This is a genomic window from Marinobacterium sp. LSUCC0821 (genome assembly GCF_012848475.1).
Classification (GTDB): domain Bacteria; phylum Pseudomonadota; class Gammaproteobacteria; order Pseudomonadales; family Balneatricaceae; genus Marinobacterium_E.
Window position 1 is genome coordinate 250989 of the sequence record NZ_CP051666.1, and the last position, 18120, is coordinate 269108.

The 18120-nt window shown below is 47.5% G+C and carries 19 protein-coding genes; 15 read left to right on the plus strand and 4 right to left on the minus strand.

Translation table 11 applies throughout. The features are described from left to right. Positions 1-10: 10 nt before the first annotated feature. The 13 genes from HH196_RS01315 (at position 11) to HH196_RS01375 (ending at position 12750) form a co-directional block, all read left to right on the plus strand. Positions 11-766: an ABC transporter ATP-binding protein gene (locus HH196_RS01315; protein WP_169450303.1), complete on the plus strand. Its 756-nt coding sequence runs from the start codon at positions 11-13 to the stop codon at positions 764-766. Next, entirely contained in the window at positions 763-1521 is a 759-nt protein-coding gene (locus HH196_RS01320; RefSeq protein WP_169450304.1) for an ABC transporter ATP-binding protein, read from the plus strand. Before HH196_RS01315 ends, HH196_RS01320 begins: the two co-directional genes overlap by 4 nt. 116 nt (positions 1522-1637) lie before the next feature. Continuing rightward, positions 1638-2564 carry a hypothetical protein gene (locus HH196_RS01325; protein WP_169450305.1) on the plus strand — a complete coding sequence of 309 codons (927 nt, stop codon included), beginning with the start codon at positions 1638-1640 and terminating at the stop codon, positions 2562-2564. Positions 2565-2653: 89 nt separating this feature from the next. Beyond that, on the plus strand, positions 2654-3214 hold the full coding sequence (gene thpR / locus HH196_RS01330) for an RNA 2',3'-cyclic phosphodiesterase (protein ID WP_169450306.1): 561 nt from the start codon (positions 2654-2656) through the stop codon (positions 3212-3214). An 18-nt stretch (positions 3215-3232) separates the two neighbouring features. After that, on the plus strand, positions 3233-4585 hold the full coding sequence (gene yegQ / locus HH196_RS01335) for a tRNA 5-hydroxyuridine modification protein YegQ (protein WP_169450307.1): 1353 nt from the start codon (positions 3233-3235) through the stop codon (positions 4583-4585). A 185-nt stretch (positions 4586-4770) separates the two neighbouring features. Further along, positions 4771-6279 carry a fumarate hydratase gene (locus tag HH196_RS01340; RefSeq protein ID WP_169450308.1) on the plus strand — a complete coding sequence of 503 codons (1509 nt, stop codon included), beginning with the start codon at positions 4771-4773 and terminating at the stop codon, positions 6277-6279. Between the two features lie 124 nt (positions 6280-6403). Next, positions 6404-7186 carry an ABC transporter ATP-binding protein gene (locus HH196_RS01345; RefSeq protein WP_169450309.1) on the plus strand — a complete coding sequence of 261 codons (783 nt, stop codon included), beginning with the start codon at positions 6404-6406 and terminating at the stop codon, positions 7184-7186. Positions 7187-7213: 27 nt separating this feature from the next. Next, on the plus strand, positions 7214-7951 hold the full coding sequence (locus HH196_RS01350; RefSeq protein WP_169450310.1) for an ABC transporter substrate-binding protein: 738 nt from the start codon (positions 7214-7216) through the stop codon (positions 7949-7951). A gap of 44 nt (positions 7952-7995) precedes the next feature. Beyond that, positions 7996-8691: an ABC transporter permease gene (locus HH196_RS01355; RefSeq protein ID WP_169450311.1), complete on the plus strand. Its 696-nt coding sequence runs from the start codon at positions 7996-7998 to the stop codon at positions 8689-8691. Beyond that, positions 8688-9380, plus strand: a complete 693-nt coding sequence (locus HH196_RS01360; protein ID WP_169450312.1) for an ABC transporter permease — start codon at positions 8688-8690, stop codon at positions 9378-9380. Before HH196_RS01355 ends, HH196_RS01360 begins: the two co-directional genes overlap by 4 nt. A gap of 78 nt (positions 9381-9458) precedes the next feature. Beyond that, positions 9459-11657, plus strand: coding sequence for a YgiQ family radical SAM protein (locus tag HH196_RS01365; RefSeq protein WP_169450313.1), 2199 nt, complete (start codon positions 9459-9461; stop codon positions 11655-11657). A 360-nt stretch (positions 11658-12017) separates the two neighbouring features. Then, positions 12018-12230 (plus strand): cold-shock protein, encoded by a 213-nt coding sequence (locus HH196_RS01370; protein WP_169450314.1) that lies wholly within the window; start codon positions 12018-12020, stop codon positions 12228-12230. An 82-nt stretch (positions 12231-12312) separates the two neighbouring features. Next, on the plus strand, positions 12313-12750 hold the full coding sequence (locus HH196_RS01375) for a flavodoxin domain-containing protein (protein ID WP_169450315.1): 438 nt from the start codon (positions 12313-12315) through the stop codon (positions 12748-12750). Here the strand turns inward: HH196_RS01375 and nfsA are convergent. Genes nfsA through HH196_RS01395 form a run of 4 tightly spaced genes read right to left on the minus strand, consistent with a single transcriptional unit; the run spans position 12737 to position 16438 of the window. After that, positions 12737-13474, minus strand: coding sequence for an oxygen-insensitive NADPH nitroreductase (gene nfsA / locus HH196_RS01380; RefSeq protein WP_169450316.1), 738 nt, complete (start codon positions 13472-13474; stop codon positions 12737-12739). The two genes, HH196_RS01375 and nfsA, sit on opposite strands and share 14 nt — an antisense overlap. Continuing rightward, complete coding sequence (locus HH196_RS01385; protein ID WP_169450317.1) at positions 13471-14055, minus strand: alpha-ketoglutarate-dependent dioxygenase AlkB; 585 nt, start codon at positions 14053-14055, stop codon at positions 13471-13473. The genes nfsA and HH196_RS01385 overlap by 4 nt, the downstream gene beginning before the upstream one ends. A gap of 1 nt (position 14056) precedes the next feature. Beyond that, positions 14057-14941, minus strand: coding sequence for a ribose-phosphate diphosphokinase (locus tag HH196_RS01390; protein WP_169450318.1), 885 nt, complete (start codon positions 14939-14941; stop codon positions 14057-14059). Beyond that, positions 14942-16438 (minus strand): thymidine phosphorylase family protein, encoded by a 1497-nt coding sequence (locus HH196_RS01395; protein ID WP_248276870.1) that lies wholly within the window; start codon positions 16436-16438, stop codon positions 14942-14944. Between the two features lie 151 nt (positions 16439-16589). On the opposite strand from HH196_RS01395, the gene HH196_RS01400 reads away from it, so the two are divergent. Continuing rightward, positions 16590-17399 (plus strand): DnaT-like ssDNA-binding domain-containing protein, encoded by an 810-nt coding sequence (locus HH196_RS01400; protein ID WP_169450320.1) that lies wholly within the window; start codon positions 16590-16592, stop codon positions 17397-17399. Then, a complete protein-coding gene (locus tag HH196_RS01405; RefSeq protein WP_248276871.1) occupies positions 17317-18120 on the plus strand; it encodes a replication protein P in 804 nt (267 codons plus the stop codon). Before HH196_RS01400 ends, HH196_RS01405 begins: the two co-directional genes overlap by 83 nt.

The window sequence follows — 18120 nt, forward strand, 5'->3', positions numbered from 1 at the left end:
GGATATTGATATGTCAGTACTAGAAATCTCTGGCGTAAACAAAACATTCGGTGGCTTGAGAGCACTGGATGACGTCAACTTAAAAATTGAAGAGAAAACTGTGCATGCGGTTATCGGACCGAATGGTGCAGGTAAATCAACTCTACTAAACGCAGTTATCGGTAAGCTGATTCCGGACAATGGTTCGATCACTTTTGCGGGTAACAGCATGATCGGTCTAAAACCGCACAAGATTAACCAGTTGGGTATCTCTCGTGTATTCCAGACTCCTGAGATCTTTGCAGATCTCTCGATTATGGAAAATATGATGATTCCTCTGCTTGCGCACCGTGATGGCGAATTCAAGCTTAACGCTTGGAAACGTTCTGATACGGATGCTGATCTGCAAGATAAAGCAGCTAAATACCTTGAGTATGTGAACATGCTCGGCAAGTCAGATGACCATGCGGGCAGCATGAGCCGTGGTGATAAACGTCGCCTTGAACTTGCTATGTGTCTCTCTCAAGAGCCAAAACTATTGCTACTTGATGAACCAACTGCGGGTATGGCTCGTGCTGATACCAACAACACCATCGACCTTCTTAAGAAGATTAAAGCGGATGGTATGACCATGGTTATCATTGAGCACGACATGCACGTTGTATTCTCGCTTGCTGACAAAGTAAGCGTTATGGCTGCGGGTCACGTAATTGTGGAAGGTTCACCGGATGAGATTAAAGTTAACCCTAAAGTTCGTGAAGCGTACTTGGGAGGAGCAGAAGTATGACAAACTCTGTAGCAACTGAAGCGGTACTTACCCAAAATTTGGGTACGCCGGTTACTTACTGTTCAATACACGATATCCACGGCTACTACGGTGAGTCTTACATCGTTCAGGGTGTTAGTTTTAATATCCACGAAGGTGAAATTCTTGCCCTGTTAGGCCGAAACGGTGCGGGTAAGACCTCTACACTTCGTACAATTGCACGTTGTGATGACCCAGTTCTTAAAGGCGGTGAGATCTGGTTGGATCACCAGAATATCCATGAAATGACAGCATACGAGGCATCACAAGCGGGTATCGCACTCGTGCCTGAAGATCGCTGTATCATTCCAGGACTTACTGTTGAAGAGAACTTGCAGCTCGCTCAAATTGCCCCGCCTAAGGGTTGGAGCATTGAGCGTATATACGAACTCTTCCCACGTTTGGGTGAGCGCCGCAACCAGGAGGGTGTAACTCTCTCGGGTGGTGAGCAGCAGATGCTTGCCATTGGACGTGCACTTTGCCGTGACATTAAAGTCCTTCTTCTTGATGAGCCATATGAAGGTTTGGCTCCAGTAATCGTTCAAGAGATTGAACGTACCCTGAAAGAGATTAAGGGTCTTGGTATCACTACAGTTATCGTCGAGCAGAACGCCATAGCGGCACTTAAACTTGCCGATCGTGCTGTTATTCTAGATACAGGTAATGTGGTATTTGATGGAACTGCACAGGAGGTGCTTGAAAATGAAGCACTTCGAAATGAGTACCTCGCGATCTAACATTTGTTGTTAGATGCAAGTGGAACTAAGTGCCCGGCAATTGCCGGGCACTCTTTTTTGAACTCGCCAAAACTGCTAGTGTTAGCACATCTTTTTACTGATTATAGATTTAAGCAATGTCAGAACGTCGCGAACCCGGTTTCAATATTGATCAGCTTAATGATCCAGTCCCTACACTGGAGCCTTCGGCACCTACTAAAACTCAGTCCAAGCCAAAAGCGCTTAGAGCATCTGAAGCTCCAGTACCCGCGCGTGGCAATGGTCTGTTAGTGGGTTTGGTAGTAGTGTCGTTAGCTGCAACGGCTGCCATCGGATTTCTTAACTATAAGATGCAGCAAAAATTAGATCAGCAGTCCTCATTGATCGAGCAGATGAATCTCTGGCTTGAGAGCACCGATGCGAACCTAGCAAAAACTTCAACTACAGCATCACAGTCAGGTGAGACCCTTCAGTCACGAATGGAGCAGGTAAGTCAGCGCCTTGAAGATCGTATCAAACACTTCGACTCTGAAATCGCTAAGCTGTGGACTGTCTCATACCAGAGAAATAAGCCGCAACTTGAAGAGCAGGGTAAACTTTTGGATGCGCAGACCAGTAAGCTAGATAAGCTAGCCGCTACGGTTGAGGTTCAAAGCAAAGAGCTGCAAAAGCAGATTGCTACCGTCGGTGGAATTCAAACCGCCAGTGACACTGCCGCTAAAGATGCAAAAGAGGCCCTCAATAAGGCTTCAGGTGTTGATAAGCAGCTTAAAACGCTTTCGGATTCCCTAGCTAAATTAAGTAAAGCAAATAGTGCGCTACAGAAACAGCTCACTCAACTCACAAGTGACACTGAATTCCAGTTGTCGATTGAGCGTGACGAGCGCGCCAAGCTAGCTGATCGTATTCAAAAGGGGGGTGATACCCTGCCTATTGAGCGTCGCCTAGTGACTATTGAAGAGCGACTTGCTTCTATCGATTCAAGTAGAAAAACAGTTAACGATGAGTTGCTAAAAGTTAAACAGCAGGTCAATACCTTGCTGTTAGAGGGAGCAATCCGTTAATTTGAAAAGTTTTCAACTGATCAATACTTGTTCACTTCGTCTCGAATCGGCACAATACGCGCCACGCGTGAACGTGGGACAAAAAAGTTTTGAAACTTAGGACTTTTTTTGCACTCAGGGTCCCGGAACGATTAGCCAGAGATCTGGCTAACTTTTCGGATGAGCTCTGTGAATATGATCGTGGCTTGGATGCCCTATGGGTCGATTCGAGCGGTTACCATCTCACCTTGAGTTTTCTAGGTGATATCGATCTCGATCAGGTTGAATTGCTTGAGTCACGTGTGAGAGATATTTCACTCGGACCACGATTCGATGTCCAGCTTGACCATATTGGTTACTACGCTGTAAATCCTTCACTATCTGTTGTGGCTGCAATGACAGCTCAGCAAGAGGAGCTGATTTGTTTACAGCAGAGTCTAGTCGATATAGCGACTGATGTCGGAATCGAGTTAGATGATCGAAACTTTATGCCCCATGTCACACTTGCTCGTTTGCCATCGCAAAGTCGTTTCGCAATAGAGTCAGAATTACCCAAGATCGATAAACATCTTCCAGCTGATTCAGTAGTTCTTCTGCAGAGTCGGCCAGGTGAAAAAGGGTCGATCTACACGCCGCTGTTTGAAGTTGAATTGCCGCGGTCAGATGTTTAACCAAAATTTGAGAAAGTAATGCGTAAGCCAGAACTTCTATCCCCTGCGGGAACCCTTCGTAACATGAAGTACGCCTTTGCGTACGGTGCTGATGCTGTATACGCAGGACAGCCACGTTACAGCCTTCGTGTCCGCAACAACGACTTTACCCACGAAAACCTTCAAGAAGGTATCAATATCGCTCATCAGTTAGGTAAGAAGTTTTTTGTGGCAAGTAATATTTTGCCGCACAACTCAAAACTCGGTACCTACATGAAGGATATCGATCCCGTTATTGCGATGAATCCAGACGCGATGATCATGTCAGACCCAGGTTTGATTATGATGGTTAAGGATAAGTACCCAGATCTCCCAATCCACCTATCAGTTCAGTCAAACACTATGAACTGGGCGGCAGTGAAATTTTGGGAGCGTGCTGGTATTGAGCGCATCATCCTATCGCGTGAATTGAGCCTCGATGAAGTTGAAGAGATTCGTCAGCAGTGTCCAGATATTGAGCTTGAAGTATTCGTTCACGGTTCACTCTGTATTGCTTACTCTGGTCGTTGTCTGCTCTCTGGTTACATCAACCACCGTGATCCTAACCAGGGTACCTGTACTAACTCTTGTCGTTGGAAATACGATGCGCATGAAGCGAAAGAGGATGATTCAGGTGATGTGGTTGCCGTTCAAAGCTTTGATCCTGTAGCTGAGAAGAAACCAGCGCTGGGTGAGGGTGAACCAACTGATAAGATCTTCCTGCTTCAGGAAGAGACTCGTCCTGGTGAATACATGCCAGCGTTTGAAGATGAGCATGGTACTTACATCATGAACTCTAAAGACCTGCGAGCTATTCAGCACGTACACCGTCTTGCTGCGATGGGTGTGGATTCACTGAAGATTGAAGGTCGTACGAAGTCGCACTACTACGTAGCGCGTACAGCTCAGGCCTACCGTCAAACGATCGATGATGCTGTTGCTGGTCGCCCGTTTGATAAGGGTTTGATGGATGTTCTTGAGAACCTGGCAAACCGCGGTTACACCGAAGGTTTCTACCGTCGCCATGTGCACGATGAGTACCAGAACTATGAGACTGGTAGCTCTGTTGGTGTACACCAGCAGTTTGTTGGTGAAGTTGTCGAGCATGATGCGGCTGCAGGCAAGCTCGTTATCGATGTTAAGAATAAGTTTGAAGTGGGTGATACGCTTGAACTGATGACCCCTGTTGGTAACCGTCGCTTCAAGCTAGGTGAGCTTTACGATAAGAAAGGTGCTTCAATCGAAGTTGCACCGGGTTCTGGTCACCGCGTAACCCTGCCACTCGATTTCGCGACTGATATGGAATATGCACTTCTGATGCGTGACCTGCCAAACGCCCCAGAGCGAGGCTAACAAATAAATACCGGCACCTGTTGCCGGTATTTTTTATCTAAATTTATCCCAATTCGTTATGTAAAAAGGTCTTTTCTTAGACCAACGGTGGCATCCAAGCTTTGCTGCAATGCGTTATAATGCGCACCACATTTTGGGTTCTTTATTCATAACCCTTTGCTTTCACCTGTAAATGGAGTCTTACAATGAGCGTAATCCGCCAGGACGATTTGATCAGCAGTGTTGCTGATGCACTTCAGTTTATTTCGTACTACCACCCGATCGACTTTATCGAAGCGGTAAACGAAGCGTATTTACGAGAAGAGAACCCTGCCGCTAAGGATGCGATGGCTCAAATTCTTATCAACTCACGTATGTGTGCAGAGGGTAAGCGTCCAATCTGTCAGGATACTGGTATCGTTACCGTCTTCCTGAAAGTGGGTATGAATGTGCAGTGGGATGCGACCATGTCTGTAACCGATATGGTTAACGAAGGTGTACGTCGTGCCTACATGAATCCAGATAACGTGCTGCGTGCCTCTATTCTTGCAGATCCAGCAGGTAAACGTCAGAACACCAAAGACAACACGCCAGCGGTTATTCACTACGAAGTGGTACCAGGTGATGAGGTTGAAGTGCACGTCGCAGCGAAAGGCGGCGGCTCAGAAAACAAATCTAAGATGGTCATGCTTAACCCATCAGATAGCATTGTTGACTGGATTGTTAAAACAGTCCCAACAATGGGTGCAGGCTGGTGTCCGCCAGGTATGCTGGGCATAGGTATCGGCGGTACTGCTGAGAAAGCTGCAGTCATGGCCAAGGAGTCTCTAATGGATCCAATTGATATCCATGAGATTCGCGCACGTGGACCGCAGAACCGTATCGAAGAGCTACGTCTTGAGATCATGGATAAGGTCAATGAGTTAGGTATTGGTGCTCAAGGTCTTGGTGGTCTTACAACCGTGCTTGATGTGAAGATTATGGACTACCCAACCCACGCAGCTTCGCTGCCTGTATGTATGATCCCTAACTGTGCGGCAACTCGCCATACTCACTTCAAACTTAACGGTTCAGGTCCTGCGGTTCTAACTCCGCCAAGCCTAGATCAGTGGCCAGATGTAACCTTTGAGGTGGGTGCAAATACACGCCGAGTTAACCTTGATGAGATTACCCCTGAAGATGTCAAAGATTGGAAGGTAGGTGAGACAGTTCTTCTTAACGGCAAGATGCTAACTGGTCGTGATGCTGCTCACAAACGCATGGTTGAGATGCTAAACAACGGTGAAGAGCTTCCAGTAGATCTGAAAGGTCGTTTCATCTACTACGTAGGCCCAGTAGATCCAGTACGTGACGAAGTAGTAGGTCCAGCAGGCCCAACTACCTCAACACGTATGGATAAGTTCACTCGCCAGATTCTTGAGTCGACAGGGCTGCTTGGCATGATCGGTAAATCGGAGCGTGGTCCAATTGCGATTGATGCAATCAAGGACAACCAAGCTGTTTACCTCATGGCTGTAGGTGGTGCTGCGTACCTTGTATCTAAAGCGATTACTGATGCTAAGGTGCTAGCCTTCCCAGAGATGGGCATGGAAGCGATCTATGAGTTTGAAGTGAAAGATATGCCAGTGACGGTGGCAGTAGATGTGAATGGTGAGTCTGTTCATACCACTGGTCCAGCTAAGTGGCACGACATCATCGTTAAAGCGAAAGGCTAAACAAAAACTCACTCTATGGGCCGCGTTTATCGCGGCTTTTTTGTCTGTGGAATATACAACACTTGCCGTGGGTCGCTAATCTCGCTAGAGTCCCATGATTACATGACTGTTTGGTTAAGTTTTAATGTCCCAAGTTTTACAACCAGCTACTGCGCTTCGTCTGGTCGATATTCATAAATCCTACGGATCCCTGAACGTTATCAAAGGGGTCTCACTGGAGGCGAAAGATGGCGATGTGATCTCTATTCTCGGTTCGAGTGGTTCGGGTAAGAGTACGCTACTGCGCTGTATTAACCTGCTTGAAAATCCAAGCAAGGGTGAGATCTACCTTGGTGATGAGAAGCTTGAGTTAGTGCCTTCCAAGAGTGGCGAGTTGCATGCAAAGAGTCGGAAGCAGCTTGAAAATATGCGTTCGCGTATTGGCTTTGTATTCCAAAACTTCAATCTCTGGCCACACCGTACGGTTTTAGAGAACATTACAGAAGCCCCCATTCAAGTTTTAAAACAGTCGAAAGATGAAGCGGTGGGTCAGGCGAAACTGATCCTACAGCAGGTCGGGCTCGTAGATAAGATCGATGCCTATCCGAGTCATCTATCAGGTGGTCAGCAGCAGCGTATTGCGATAGCTCGTGCTTTAGCGATGGATCCGCAGCTGTTGTTGTTCGATGAGCCAACCTCCGCATTAGATCCTGAGTTGGTCAATGAGGTGTTGGCGGTCATGCGTGATCTTGCCTCCCAGGGGCGCACTATGTTGATTGTGACCCATGAGATGCGGTTCGCACGTGATGTTTCAAGTCAGGTGGTCTTTCTTCATGAAGGGCACATCGAAGAGCAGGGAACACCAGAGAAACTATTCGAAAATCCTTCATCTGCAAGGGTGAAGGCCTTTATGTCGAGTCATCAATAGGACAGTAGATCCTAATAGGAGAAAATAATGAAATTAAAAAACCTCGTTGTTGGTCTTACTTTGAGTGCTGTTGCAGCCTCTTCAGCTTTCGCTGGCGATAAAATCCGTATCGCTACTGAAGGTGCATACGCGCCTTTCAATATGGTCGATGACAAAGGTCAGCTTCAGGGCTTTGACGTGGATATCGCTAATGCACTTTGTGCAGAGATGAAAGCTGACTGTACTCTAGTGGCACAGGATTGGGACGGTATTATCCCTGGTCTTATGAGCCGTAAGTACGATGCAATCATCGCATCAATGTCGATCACTGAAGAGCGTCTAAAAGTTGTCGACTTCACTAACCCATACTACTCAAACGTTCTCGCTTACGTGGGTCCTAAAGGTCAGTCTATGGGTGACATGAAGGGTAAAACCCTTGGCGCACAGCGTGCGACTATCGCTGGCCAGTACCTAGAAGACAACATGTCAGGTAGCGCGAGCGTAAAACTTTACGATACACAGGATAACGCATACCTAGACCTTGCTGCCGGCCGTCTTGATGGCATGCTGTCAGATAAGTTCCCAGCATACGACTGGCTGCGTACTGATGACGGTAAAGGCTTTGAATTCAAAGGCCAGGATATCGACATCGACGATAAGATCGGTATCGCAATCCGTAAAAACGATGCTTTAAAAGAGAAGTTTAACAAAGCTCTTCAAGCGATTGTTGATAACGGTACTTACGCGAAAATCAACGCTAAGTACTTCCCATTCTCGATCTACTAATCGGGACAGGCTGCTCCTAACGGGCGCAGCCACTATCTTACTCTATGTTTGATCTTCACGGCTTCGGTCACCTTCTTTGGGAGGGTGCCTGGGTAACTATTCAGCTTGCAGTCGTTAGCCTATTTTTTGGGCTGATTATTGGACTTGCTGGCGCCTCAGCAAAACTATCTTCGAAAGCGCCACTTCGCTGGTTAGCAACCGGATATACAACGCTGATTCGCGGAATACCTGAACTGCTTCTAGTGCTTACCATCTACTTTGGTGGTTCGATGCTGTTGATGGCTATCGCAGAGCGTTTTGGTTACACAGATTACATAGAGGTTGGTGCTTTTGCAGCGGGCGTCACTGCGCTCTCTATTGCATTTGGTGCCTACGCTACTGAAGTTTTTCGAGCTGCTATTCAAGCGCTCCCGAAGGGCCAGTGGGAGTCAGCCTATGCGTTGGGCTTACCTCGCCTGACAACCTTCTATCGAATTATTCTGCCCCAGGTCTGGCGTCTTGCACTGCCAGGTCTTGGCAACCTTTTCCAAGTACTTCTAAAAGATACCGCACTCGTCTCTGTTGTTGGTTTGAACGACATTATGCGACAGTCTTACGTTGCGACGGGATCTACCAAAGAGCCGTTCACTTTCTACATGGCTGCAGCTCTGATCTATCTTGGCCTGACGGCAATATCTACTTTTATAACTACTTATCTAGAGCGTGCATCAAATCCTGCTGATAAGAGGGTTGCTGCATGAACTGGTCATGGGATGTTATCTGGGAATATTTCCCGCGCCTCTTTGACGGCGTGTGGTTAACACTCGAATTGGTTCTCTATTCAGCGTTAGCGGGGCTAGCGATTGCTGTGCCTCTAGCACTGATGCGTGCCTCTAAAAACCGCGTAGTATCTGCGCTTCCTTGGGCTTACATCTATTTCTTCCGCGGCACGCCGTTATTGGTTCAAATATTTCTGATCTACTATGGCTCAGCGCAGTTTGATTTCATCCGAAACACATCCCTCTGGGAGATCTTCAGTGAACCCTTCTGGTGTGCACTGATAGCGTTAACGCTGAACACAGCGGCTTACAGTGCTGAGCTTATTCGGGGCGCAATCCAGTCTATTCCTAAAGGGGAGATTGAAGCAGCAGAGGCTTTTGGAATGTCTAAACTGGTTCAGATTCGGCGTATCGTCCTGCCTCGCGCATTTGGTATTGTGCTGCCTGCCTACGGGAATGAGTTAATTCTGATGTTGAAGGGGAGTGCGCTCGCCTCAACCATTACTCTGTTGGATCTTACCGGTATGGCGAGAACCATTATTGCTCGTACTTATACCCCGTTGGAGATCTTCTTTGCGGCAGGTATGTTGTATCTTGCTATCGCTGCGCTCTTTATTTTGGCGTTCCGTTTCATTGAGCGCTGGCTAAACCGCTACCAATATCCGCGTTAACTTTTATCGATTCTGAGCAGATCTTCTAACTGCTCTCACGTATAATTTCACCCTAACCATTAGATCCCTGGATTGATCATGCAAACCACTCCAACAATCACCGCGATTGCCCAGCGTAACGATGCGCCACATGCACCGTTTTTGCCGCTGTCTAAAGCTGAGATGAAGAAGTTAGGGTGGGACCAGTGTGACATCATCATTGTGACCGGCGATGCCTATGTAGATCATCCCTCTTTTGGTATGGCGATTATTGGTCGTTTACTTGAGTCGCAAGGGTTTCGTGTAGGCATTATTTCTCAGCCGGATTGGCAGAGTGCTGATGCTTTCAAAGCTTTAGGTAAACCGCGCCTCTTCTTTGGTGTTGCTGCCGGCAATATGGATTCAATGATCAACCGCTACACAGCTGATCGTAAGATTCGCTCTGATGATGCCTATACCCCTGGCGGTAAGGCGGGTAGTCGTCCTGATCGCGCTAGTATCGTCTACAGTCAGCGCTGTCGTGAAGCCTATAAAGATGTGCCTATTGTGCTCGGCGGTATTGAGGCGTCGCTGCGTCGCATTGCTCACTACGACTATTGGCAAGATAAAGTGCGTCGCTCTATTTTGCTCGATTCGCGTGCTGATATTTTGCTTTATGGTAATGCGGAACGTGCTGTAGTTGAGGTCGCCAACCGACTCGCACAAGGTGTGTCTATTGATCAGATTCGCGATGTGCGAGGTACAGCATTTGTTCGTACAGACACCCCTGATGGGTGGATGGAGATGGATTCAACGCGTATTGATAGACCGGGAAAGATCGATCGTATCGTAAACCCCTACGTCAATATGAAAGAGCTTGATGCCTGTGAGTTAGAGAAGCGAGCTAACCCACCCGTTGAAGATGATGGCGTACAAGTTCTCCATATTCAGCAGAAAGTACCTCTAGATCGATCTAAAACGGTGATTCGTCTACCTTCATTTGAGAAGGTGAGCAAAGACCCGGTGCTCTATGCTCATGCGAGTCGTGTACTGCATCTTGAGACAAACCCAGGAAATGCCCGTGCGCTTGTGCAACAGCAGGGTGATCAAGAGGTGTGGTTAAATCCGCCTCCGATTCCACTTACAACTGAAGAGATGGATTTCGTCTTCGGACTTGAGTATGCACGCATTCCGCATCCAAGTTACAAAGGTCTAGAGATTCCTGCGTACACAATGATCCGTTTTTCGGTCAACATAATGCGAGGATGTTTTGGTGGCTGTACCTTCTGTTCAATTACTGAGCATGAGGGGCGAATCATCCAGAACCGCTCCAAAGAGTCCATCCTGAAAGAAATTGAAGATATTCGCGATAAGGTCCCAGGTTTTACTGGAGTTATATCGGATCTGGGCGGTCCTACCGCGAATATGTATCGCATTGCTTGTAAGTCAGAAGCAATCGAGAAGTCTTGTCGTAAGCTCTCTTGTGTCTATCCAGATATCTGCCACAACCTTAATACAGACCACTCAGCTCTGACGGAACTTTACCGTGAGGCTCGCAAAACCAAAGGGGTTAAGAAAGTTCTTATCGCCTCAGGTCTGCGTTATGACCTTGCTGTTAAAGATCCAGAGTACGTTAAAGAGCTTGTGACTCATCATGTCGGCGGTTATCTGAAAATAGCGCCTGAACATACAGAGCGTGGCCCCCTTGATCATATGATGAAGCCAGGTATCGGTACTTATGATGCCTTTAAAAAGATGTTTGAACGTTTCTCAAAAGAGGCGGGCAAAGATCAATACCTCATTCCTTACTTTATCGCGGCGCACCCTGGCACAACTGATGAAGACATGATGAATTTGGCGCTCTGGTTAAAAAACAATGACTTCAAAGCGGATCAGGTTCAGGCCTTCTATCCATCACCGATGGCGACGGCGACGGCGATGTACCACACCGGTCGAAACCCATTAAAACGTCAGACCTACAAAAAGAGTGCTGAAAAAGTTGAGACTGTTAAGGGTGAGAAACAGCGCCGTCTACACAAAGCATTTTTACGTTGGCATGACCCAGAAAATTGGCCATTACTTCGCGAAGCTTTGAAAACGATGGGGCGTGCAGATCTTATCGGTGAGGGACCTAAGTGTCTGATACCATCGAAACAACCAGAAAGTGAAGCTTATCAAAGTCCTCGCAGAAAGAATTCGGTCGCGGGCAAAGGAGTGAAGCGAGGTCGTGTTCTTACTCAGCACACCGGTTTACCTCCAAGAGCGGGAAATAAGTCGCAGCATTCCAAATCTCGGAATACAAAAACGCGTCAACGTTAAATAATAGTTGTATTCGGCTAGGTTTGGACTAAACTGTCGTCAGCGTAAATAGTTACTAGCCTATCCGGCTCAGGGAAAAGTTTGCGAGAGAGTGTTTTTGTACCACCGGTTCTACCGTCTGATCAATCTTCCTCTACTGCTTCTGTTTTACTCTGCTGTACAGCTTAACTAGGAATGTTAGGCGACTGCTGTTGTAACAATTCTGTTACAGGCGTTCGTTATAAAGGTTTGGCTTATGTTCGCATAGGTCCAAAAAGCGACTTCGGTCGTAAGAAGGTTTAGCACATACGGTGTTAAACAGAATACCCCATTTGGGGCGCACAAATGTTCCACAGTGGAACACAGAAATAGAGGCAAAAGATGTCACAGATTCTTACCGGTACCGTTAAATGGTTTAACGATGAAAAAGGCTTTGGTTTTATCAAGCAGGAAAACGGCCCAGACGTGTTCGTACACTTCCGTGCTATCAACGGTACTGGCCGTCGTTCACTGGCTGAAAACCAGGAAGTAACTTTCGAAGTTACTCAGGGCCAGAAAGGACCGCAGGCTGAGAACGTTACTGTAGTAGCGTAAGCCACCTTGATTTGAAAGGGCGCCTTAGGGCGCCTTTTTGTTTTCTACAGAATCGATTTACAGGTGAATAGAGGGTATTGGAATGTCTAATCTATTGATTGCTGTTGGTACTGTTTATGGCTCAACGATAGATCTAGCAGAGGAGGCGATAGAGGTTTTGGCCGCCATGGGGCACTCGGCTGAGATGTTCATGGATTTCCAGACCAATCAACTCAACTCTGACTCAATTCTTTTGATTATGACCGCCTCCACCGGTATGGGGGATATCCCGGATAACCTGATGGGCTTCTATTGCGACCTTTTAGATGAAAAGCCCGATCTTAAGGATCAACGCTTTGCGATAGTGGGTTTGGGGGATTCTGGTTACGACTATTTCAACGGTGCAGCTAGACGTCTTAATGAGCTGCTCTTAGAACTTGGCGCTCAGCCTGTTGCCGAGACTCTGCTGGTCGATGCAAATGAGCACCCAGACCCAGCAGAACCTATCGCTAGCTGGTTGGCGACGTTTAACGCGTATTAAAACCCTGTCCGTTGAGTGATTTCATAAGGGTTGGTCGCGACTCTTTGCTTAGGCGTTTAGCCATCTGTTCACTCCAGGCTTCACTTACATCCCCATTGGTTCGTTCAATATAGTAGTCGCGCGTAGTCTTATCATAAGCGTTGCTATGCTCTGAGTAGCGATCGGCTTGGTAGCCATTGCTATGCAGTACCGCATTGAGTGGAAGTCGAGGCTTCAGGCCTGGGTCTTGATCTGGATAGCCGAGACACATTCCAAATAGTGGGTAGACATGCTTAGGAAGTGATAGCAGCTCAATCACTCGTTCAGGGTTATTGCGAAGTGCGCCAATATAGACCCCACCAAGTCCTAATGACTCCGCAGCGATAAGTATGTTTTGTGCTACCAATGCTGCATCAATCGATGAGTTGAGTAGCTGCTCTGCGTAGCCCGCATCTGGTGATAGACCAGCTTTTACTGCATTACCAATCAGACGGCTGTTATCAGCACAGAAGACTAAGAATCGTGGGGCTGAGCCAACATATGCCTGGTTGCTGGCACACTCCATCAGTCCGTTTCGAAGGGTCTGATCGGTGATGTCGATGATTGAGTAAGCTTGAATGAAACTTGAACTCGAAGCTGCCTGTCCTGCAAGAACGAGTTCCTGAAGTGTCTCATCAGAGATTGCATCAGGTTTGAATTTACGGATTGAACGGTGGCTCTTTAGGAGTTCGATTGTACTGTTCATGGCTGCTCTATATTGTAGATATATCGAAAGGTCAGATTAATTCTTGGCTGGCTTACTCGCAAGCGTTTTGGCAGTGCGTGTTGCCACTGTTGTTGCAGTTCAGGTCCCATGATTAGAAGGGATCCAGAGGCGAGCTCAATATCTATTCTCTGTTTTGGTGAGCGTCGATTTCGAAGTTGGAAGGTTCTCTCAGCCCCGAGTGAAAGCGAAGCAATCACCGGTGCGGCGCCTAACTCTCTCTCGTCGTCACTGTGCCACCCCATATGGTCTTTACCGTCTCTATAGAGATTCGCCAAAAGGGCGTTAAACCTTGAATTTGTAATAGATGAGATACGGTTTTTAAGTGTCTGAATGTAATCAGGAAATCCCGATCCATACAAAGTAAGACCAGAGTAGGTGTAGGTTATGCCCTCATCAGCAATAAATGCCTGCAGTCTGGGGATAGGGTATTGCTTACCATAGACACTGATTTTATCTTGGCGCCAGTCGATTGAACTCTTTAATTGATTAAAGAGCTGCTCGGCCTCGGACTGCGCTAGAAACTCTGGGATGTATTGGTAATCAGCTTGGTTGTTCAGCACGTTATTTTAAATAGTGGTTAATCTTCTCTGCCAAGGTGTACGTCAGATCCAACTTGTTAGATGAATGCGCAATGCTATTACAGGTAATCACTTCAGCTTTTTTAGCAAGTAATTTGTAAGCATCGCCAGCAAAAATCCCGTGAACCCCAATAATTAGCGCTTTAGGCATATCTGCACTTTCCAAGTGCTCTAGGGTCTTCAGCATGGTACGCCCACTGGAGATGATGTCGTCGACCAGTACCGGCCTGTGATTTGTCCAGTGGCTTAGATGGGGTGTTGAGACCTCTACATCGTAATCCCCAGAGCGCTCTTTAAGGAGAATCTCATACGGGAGTGATGCATCACTTGCGATCGTCGAAACCCACTGCTCACTTTCAGAATCTGGTCCGATCAAGAGTAGGGGATCATCTAGAGTTTTAAGGTATTCAACTATGACTTGGCGGGCAGTAGTGACCATCCCTTCAAGCGTGTATATGCAGTCAAGCGTTGGGTAACGATGAAGGTGAGGGTCAACGGTTACTAGGCCATCAAAAGCGAGTGAGAGGTGTTTAGCAAAATGGGCAGAGGTGATCGACTCTCCTGGATTAAAGCGTTTGTCTTGGCGCATGTAGGGTAAATAGGGGGTCACCAACAGGTTGCGCTTTGCACCAAGCTCACGGGCATTGTGTGCAAAGGTAAGTAACGGAAACAGTTTCTCGTTGGGTTGGTAAAGATCACAAAAAATGATCACATCCTGGTCAGTTACATCGGTAAGGATGCGCAAATAACTCTCTCCGTCCGGAAAAAGGCGCGTATCAAAGCTGCCGATGCTGGCACCAATATTTGAAGCTAATTTTTCACCAATCGGGTGGCCTGGGGATAGGTTAAAAAAGGTTCTTGGCAACATTTAAATCCCCTCGATTTTAACAATTGAAAGATGTTCAAGCAGGTAATCCACCGCGTAGTTTAGCTCTCCTACATGCTCTGCATGTACGGTTAGAAGGGGTTGGTCTTTAGCAACTTGATGTCCACACTTTACATGTAGATCAACGCCTGCGGCCAAATCTGCTGGCGCGCCTGCAAGTTTTGCAACCTTGGCAAGCAAGCGATTATCAATTTCAGAGACAACGCCTGCCACTTCGGAAAGCATCTCATATCGATAGTGGGCAACAGGTGGAGAGGTGAACTTCCCTTGAGCCTCACAGATCTTCACAAATTGGCTCCAGGCCTGTCCGTTTTTGATCAGTTCAAGCGCAAGGCCTTTCCCCTTGCCAGCAGCCACTTTCCCAGAGAGTTCAAGCATTGCACCCGCCAATAGGGTTGCTCGATCAAGTAGGTCTTGTGGTGCCTCCTCCTGGTTCTGCAGCACACGTAAAATATCGCGTGCTTCAAGTGCAGGGCCAATACCCTCACCAATAGGCTGCGATCCATCAGTTTTTAAGATGGCCAGTTTGATACCTAAGTTTTCGGCCACCCGTGAGAAGCTAGATGCTAATTGATCTGCCGCTTGTTGGCTGCGAACCTTAGCCGTTGGTCCGACTGGAATGTCGATGAGTACGTGCGTAGCACCTGCTGCGACCTTCTTAGAGAGTACCGAAGCGATTAGTTGACCTTCGCTGTCGATATCCAGCGCTCGTTCAACCTGAATGAGTAGGTCGTCGGCGGGGCTCAGTCTTACTGAACCGCCCCAGGCTAAGCATCCCCCTTGACTATTCACAACATCGCGCATCTGCTCCAGCGTTAGGCTGACATTCGTAAGTGTCTCCATTGTGTCCGCAGTACCAGCAGGTGAGGTGATGGCGCGAGATGATGTTTTGGGGATGGTGAGGCCGGCAGCCGTTAAAATTGAGACTACAATTGGAGTGGTCCTGTTACCCGGTAGGCCTCCAACACAGTGCTTATCAAGAACTTGATCCAAGCCCCAATCAATGGTGCTGCCTGCGTTGATCATGGCTCGAGTTAAATCTGTAATCTCTTGGTCATCGAGTTTGTCATCACCGCAAGCTGTGATGAATGCAGCTAGGTGGACGTCAGCATATCGCTCATCAACGATATCATTGATGATCTCTTGGAACTGTTCTGCATTGATACGGTGACCATACACTTTTGAGCGTACATAGGAGAGGGACTGCACTGGACGAGGGTGAGAGATCCAGATCGACTCTCCTCCTGTTAGCCCCATGCGCTCCCAGGCTGACTCAGAAAAGCCAACATGCCCCTCTTCAATGAGTGATTCTGTAACGATATTAAGTGTGGCGATGATGTGTTGAGATTCGCTGGCAACTAAAACTCGGGTCAGGCTATTAAAACCCTCCGACTTACAAACAGGGCTGTCACCTCTTAAGTAGATGTAGGGTTCATGATGGGTATCGATCCCTAAACGGCAAGCTCTAAGGGGATTCATCTTCTCTGGAAGCATGGCTTATCTCAACGACTTCTAACTCAACGACTAGCTTTCAGTGTAACTCACTCAATAAGATTAGCCAGTGACGTTTTTAAACTGTTTTCCCCAAACAAGCGCTGGTAAACTGTTAGGCCAATTTTGAGAACTGCCCATGCACCCGAACGAAAACCTACCTTTAACAGTCAATCCTCAGAAAGCACTCGCCTTTGGTGTCGAGAAAGCGCTGCTTGTTGAGTTGTTAGAGCAGTTCGCTGTGTTAACGCCAGATTCCCGTTTTACTATTTCTACCTCTCGGATTCAGCAACGTTGTCCTTTTTGGAGCAGCGCGCAAATCGCTCTGTACTTAGAGGAGCTTCTGCAGGCGGGAGTCTTTTCCGCATCGTCTGAGGGGGAGCTTTGGCACATCAGTTTCAATGATCAACTGCCTGTTCAGAGCGACTCTGTTGTAAGTTCACATCTTTCTGAAAATAGAGAGCGAGAGCCAGTTCTTAAGCCTGAACCTGTGGCTCCATCAGAAAAGATTCAGAAACCGCAAAGATCAAAAGTTCCGAGTTTTGGTGGCGGTTATCGTCGTTCTGCCAGTGAGTTGGATGAGATATTTGCCGCGGCAGAAGCGAAGAAGCGTCAGCAGATACGCATGGAGTTAAGCTGGCAGCCGACACAAGCATTTTTTGAACAACTGCAGATGCATGGCATTCAGAATGAGTTTGCCCAATCTTGCCTGCCAGAGTTCACGCTTTACTACCTGGATCAGTCTGATTCAGAGACGACTTGGAACCAAAAGCTTCTCGCTTGGGTGCGTCGTGCGGTTCGAGATGAGCAGAGCCGCACTTCAAAAGAGCAGCGTTTGAACAACCCTTCACATTCCGGTGGACACAATGAAAAAGGTCGACGAGATACTCGCGAGAACCGAAAGCGGGTTACCGCAGCAGTCATGGACCTCAAAAACCTCGACTGGTGATCTTTCCGAGGTAGCTGAAGAGTCTACTACACGTCGAGTGATCAGTGATCAGACCAAAGCCTTGGTCAATATGGTCTTTGCTCGCTTCATGGCTATCTATGGCCATAAGTTCAAAAGCGCCTTTGAGACTGAGCAAGAGATTATGCTCGCTAAGCGTGAATGGGCGATGAGCATTCAGCGTTACAGTGAAAATGAGCTGGTGGCTGCAGTAAATCGCTGTAAAGCAGAACTTGCTTGGATGCCCTCCATATCGGAATTTCTAAAATTGTTGAATGAGGTAGGTGGTGATCATGGCTTACCTTCTGCCTTCGCCGCTTATCAAGAGGCGTGCAAATCTGCAGAGCACCCTTTGCAGCACAGTTGGTCGCATCCCGCTATCTACTTTGCTGGTCGTGAGACGGGTTGGTTTGAGCTTCGTAGCGAATCTGAAAGTGAAATCTTTCCACGTTTCAGCTACCACTATGATCTACTCTGTCGACGCGTTCGCGAGGGTGAGCGACTAGATATCCCTAACCCTATTGCCATTGAGCAGAAGAGTGATGTGACGCAAGCTAACCAAATGCTTGAGTTTGCAAAGCGCTATCAGATTGATGAGAGTGAGGCGTGTCAATTGCTCTACTATTTGACCCTGCCTAAGGGCTCTAAAGTGCGCGCTCGTCAGTTTGCACTAAGTCAAGAAACTGCCAACACGCATGGGTGGCAGTTACCCACTGAGGCCTAA

Excerpts from the sequence above, each read along its gene's own strand:
- HH196_RS01345 (WP_169450309.1), top strand. The coding sequence starts at position 6,404 with ATGTCCCAAGTTTTACAACCAGCTACTGCGCTTCGTCTGGTCGATATT.
- HH196_RS01320 (WP_169450304.1), top strand. The coding sequence starts at position 763 with ATGACAAACTCTGTAGCAACTGAAGCGGTACTTACCCAAAATTTGGGT.
- HH196_RS01340 (WP_169450308.1), top strand. The coding sequence starts at position 4,771 with ATGAGCGTAATCCGCCAGGACGATTTGATCAGCAGTGTTGCTGATGCA.
- nfsA (WP_169450316.1), bottom strand. The coding sequence starts at position 13,474 with ATGAACAGTACAATCGAACTCCTAAAGAGCCACCGTTCAATCCGTAAA.
- HH196_RS01355 (WP_169450311.1), top strand. The coding sequence starts at position 7,996 with ATGTTTGATCTTCACGGCTTCGGTCACCTTCTTTGGGAGGGTGCCTGG.
- HH196_RS01315 (WP_169450303.1), top strand. The coding sequence starts at position 11 with ATGTCAGTACTAGAAATCTCTGGCGTAAACAAAACATTCGGTGGCTTG.
- HH196_RS01325 (WP_169450305.1), top strand. The coding sequence starts at position 1,638 with ATGTCAGAACGTCGCGAACCCGGTTTCAATATTGATCAGCTTAATGAT.
- HH196_RS01350 (WP_169450310.1), top strand. The coding sequence starts at position 7,214 with ATGAAATTAAAAAACCTCGTTGTTGGTCTTACTTTGAGTGCTGTTGCA.
- HH196_RS01400 (WP_169450320.1), top strand. The coding sequence starts at position 16,590 with ATGCACCCGAACGAAAACCTACCTTTAACAGTCAATCCTCAGAAAGCA.
- yegQ (WP_169450307.1), top strand. The coding sequence starts at position 3,233 with ATGCGTAAGCCAGAACTTCTATCCCCTGCGGGAACCCTTCGTAACATG.
- HH196_RS01370 (WP_169450314.1), top strand. The coding sequence starts at position 12,018 with ATGTCACAGATTCTTACCGGTACCGTTAAATGGTTTAACGATGAAAAA.
- HH196_RS01375 (WP_169450315.1), top strand. The coding sequence starts at position 12,313 with ATGTCTAATCTATTGATTGCTGTTGGTACTGTTTATGGCTCAACGATA.
- HH196_RS01360 (WP_169450312.1), top strand. The coding sequence starts at position 8,688 with ATGAACTGGTCATGGGATGTTATCTGGGAATATTTCCCGCGCCTCTTT.
- HH196_RS01365 (WP_169450313.1), top strand. The coding sequence starts at position 9,459 with ATGCAAACCACTCCAACAATCACCGCGATTGCCCAGCGTAACGATGCG.
- HH196_RS01405 (WP_248276871.1), top strand. The coding sequence starts at position 17,317 with ATGAAAAAGGTCGACGAGATACTCGCGAGAACCGAAAGCGGGTTACCG.
- HH196_RS01395 (WP_248276870.1), bottom strand. The coding sequence starts at position 16,438 with ATGAATCCCCTTAGAGCTTGCCGTTTAGGGATCGATACCCATCATGAA.
- HH196_RS01390 (WP_169450318.1), bottom strand. The coding sequence starts at position 14,941 with ATGTTGCCAAGAACCTTTTTTAACCTATCCCCAGGCCACCCGATTGGT.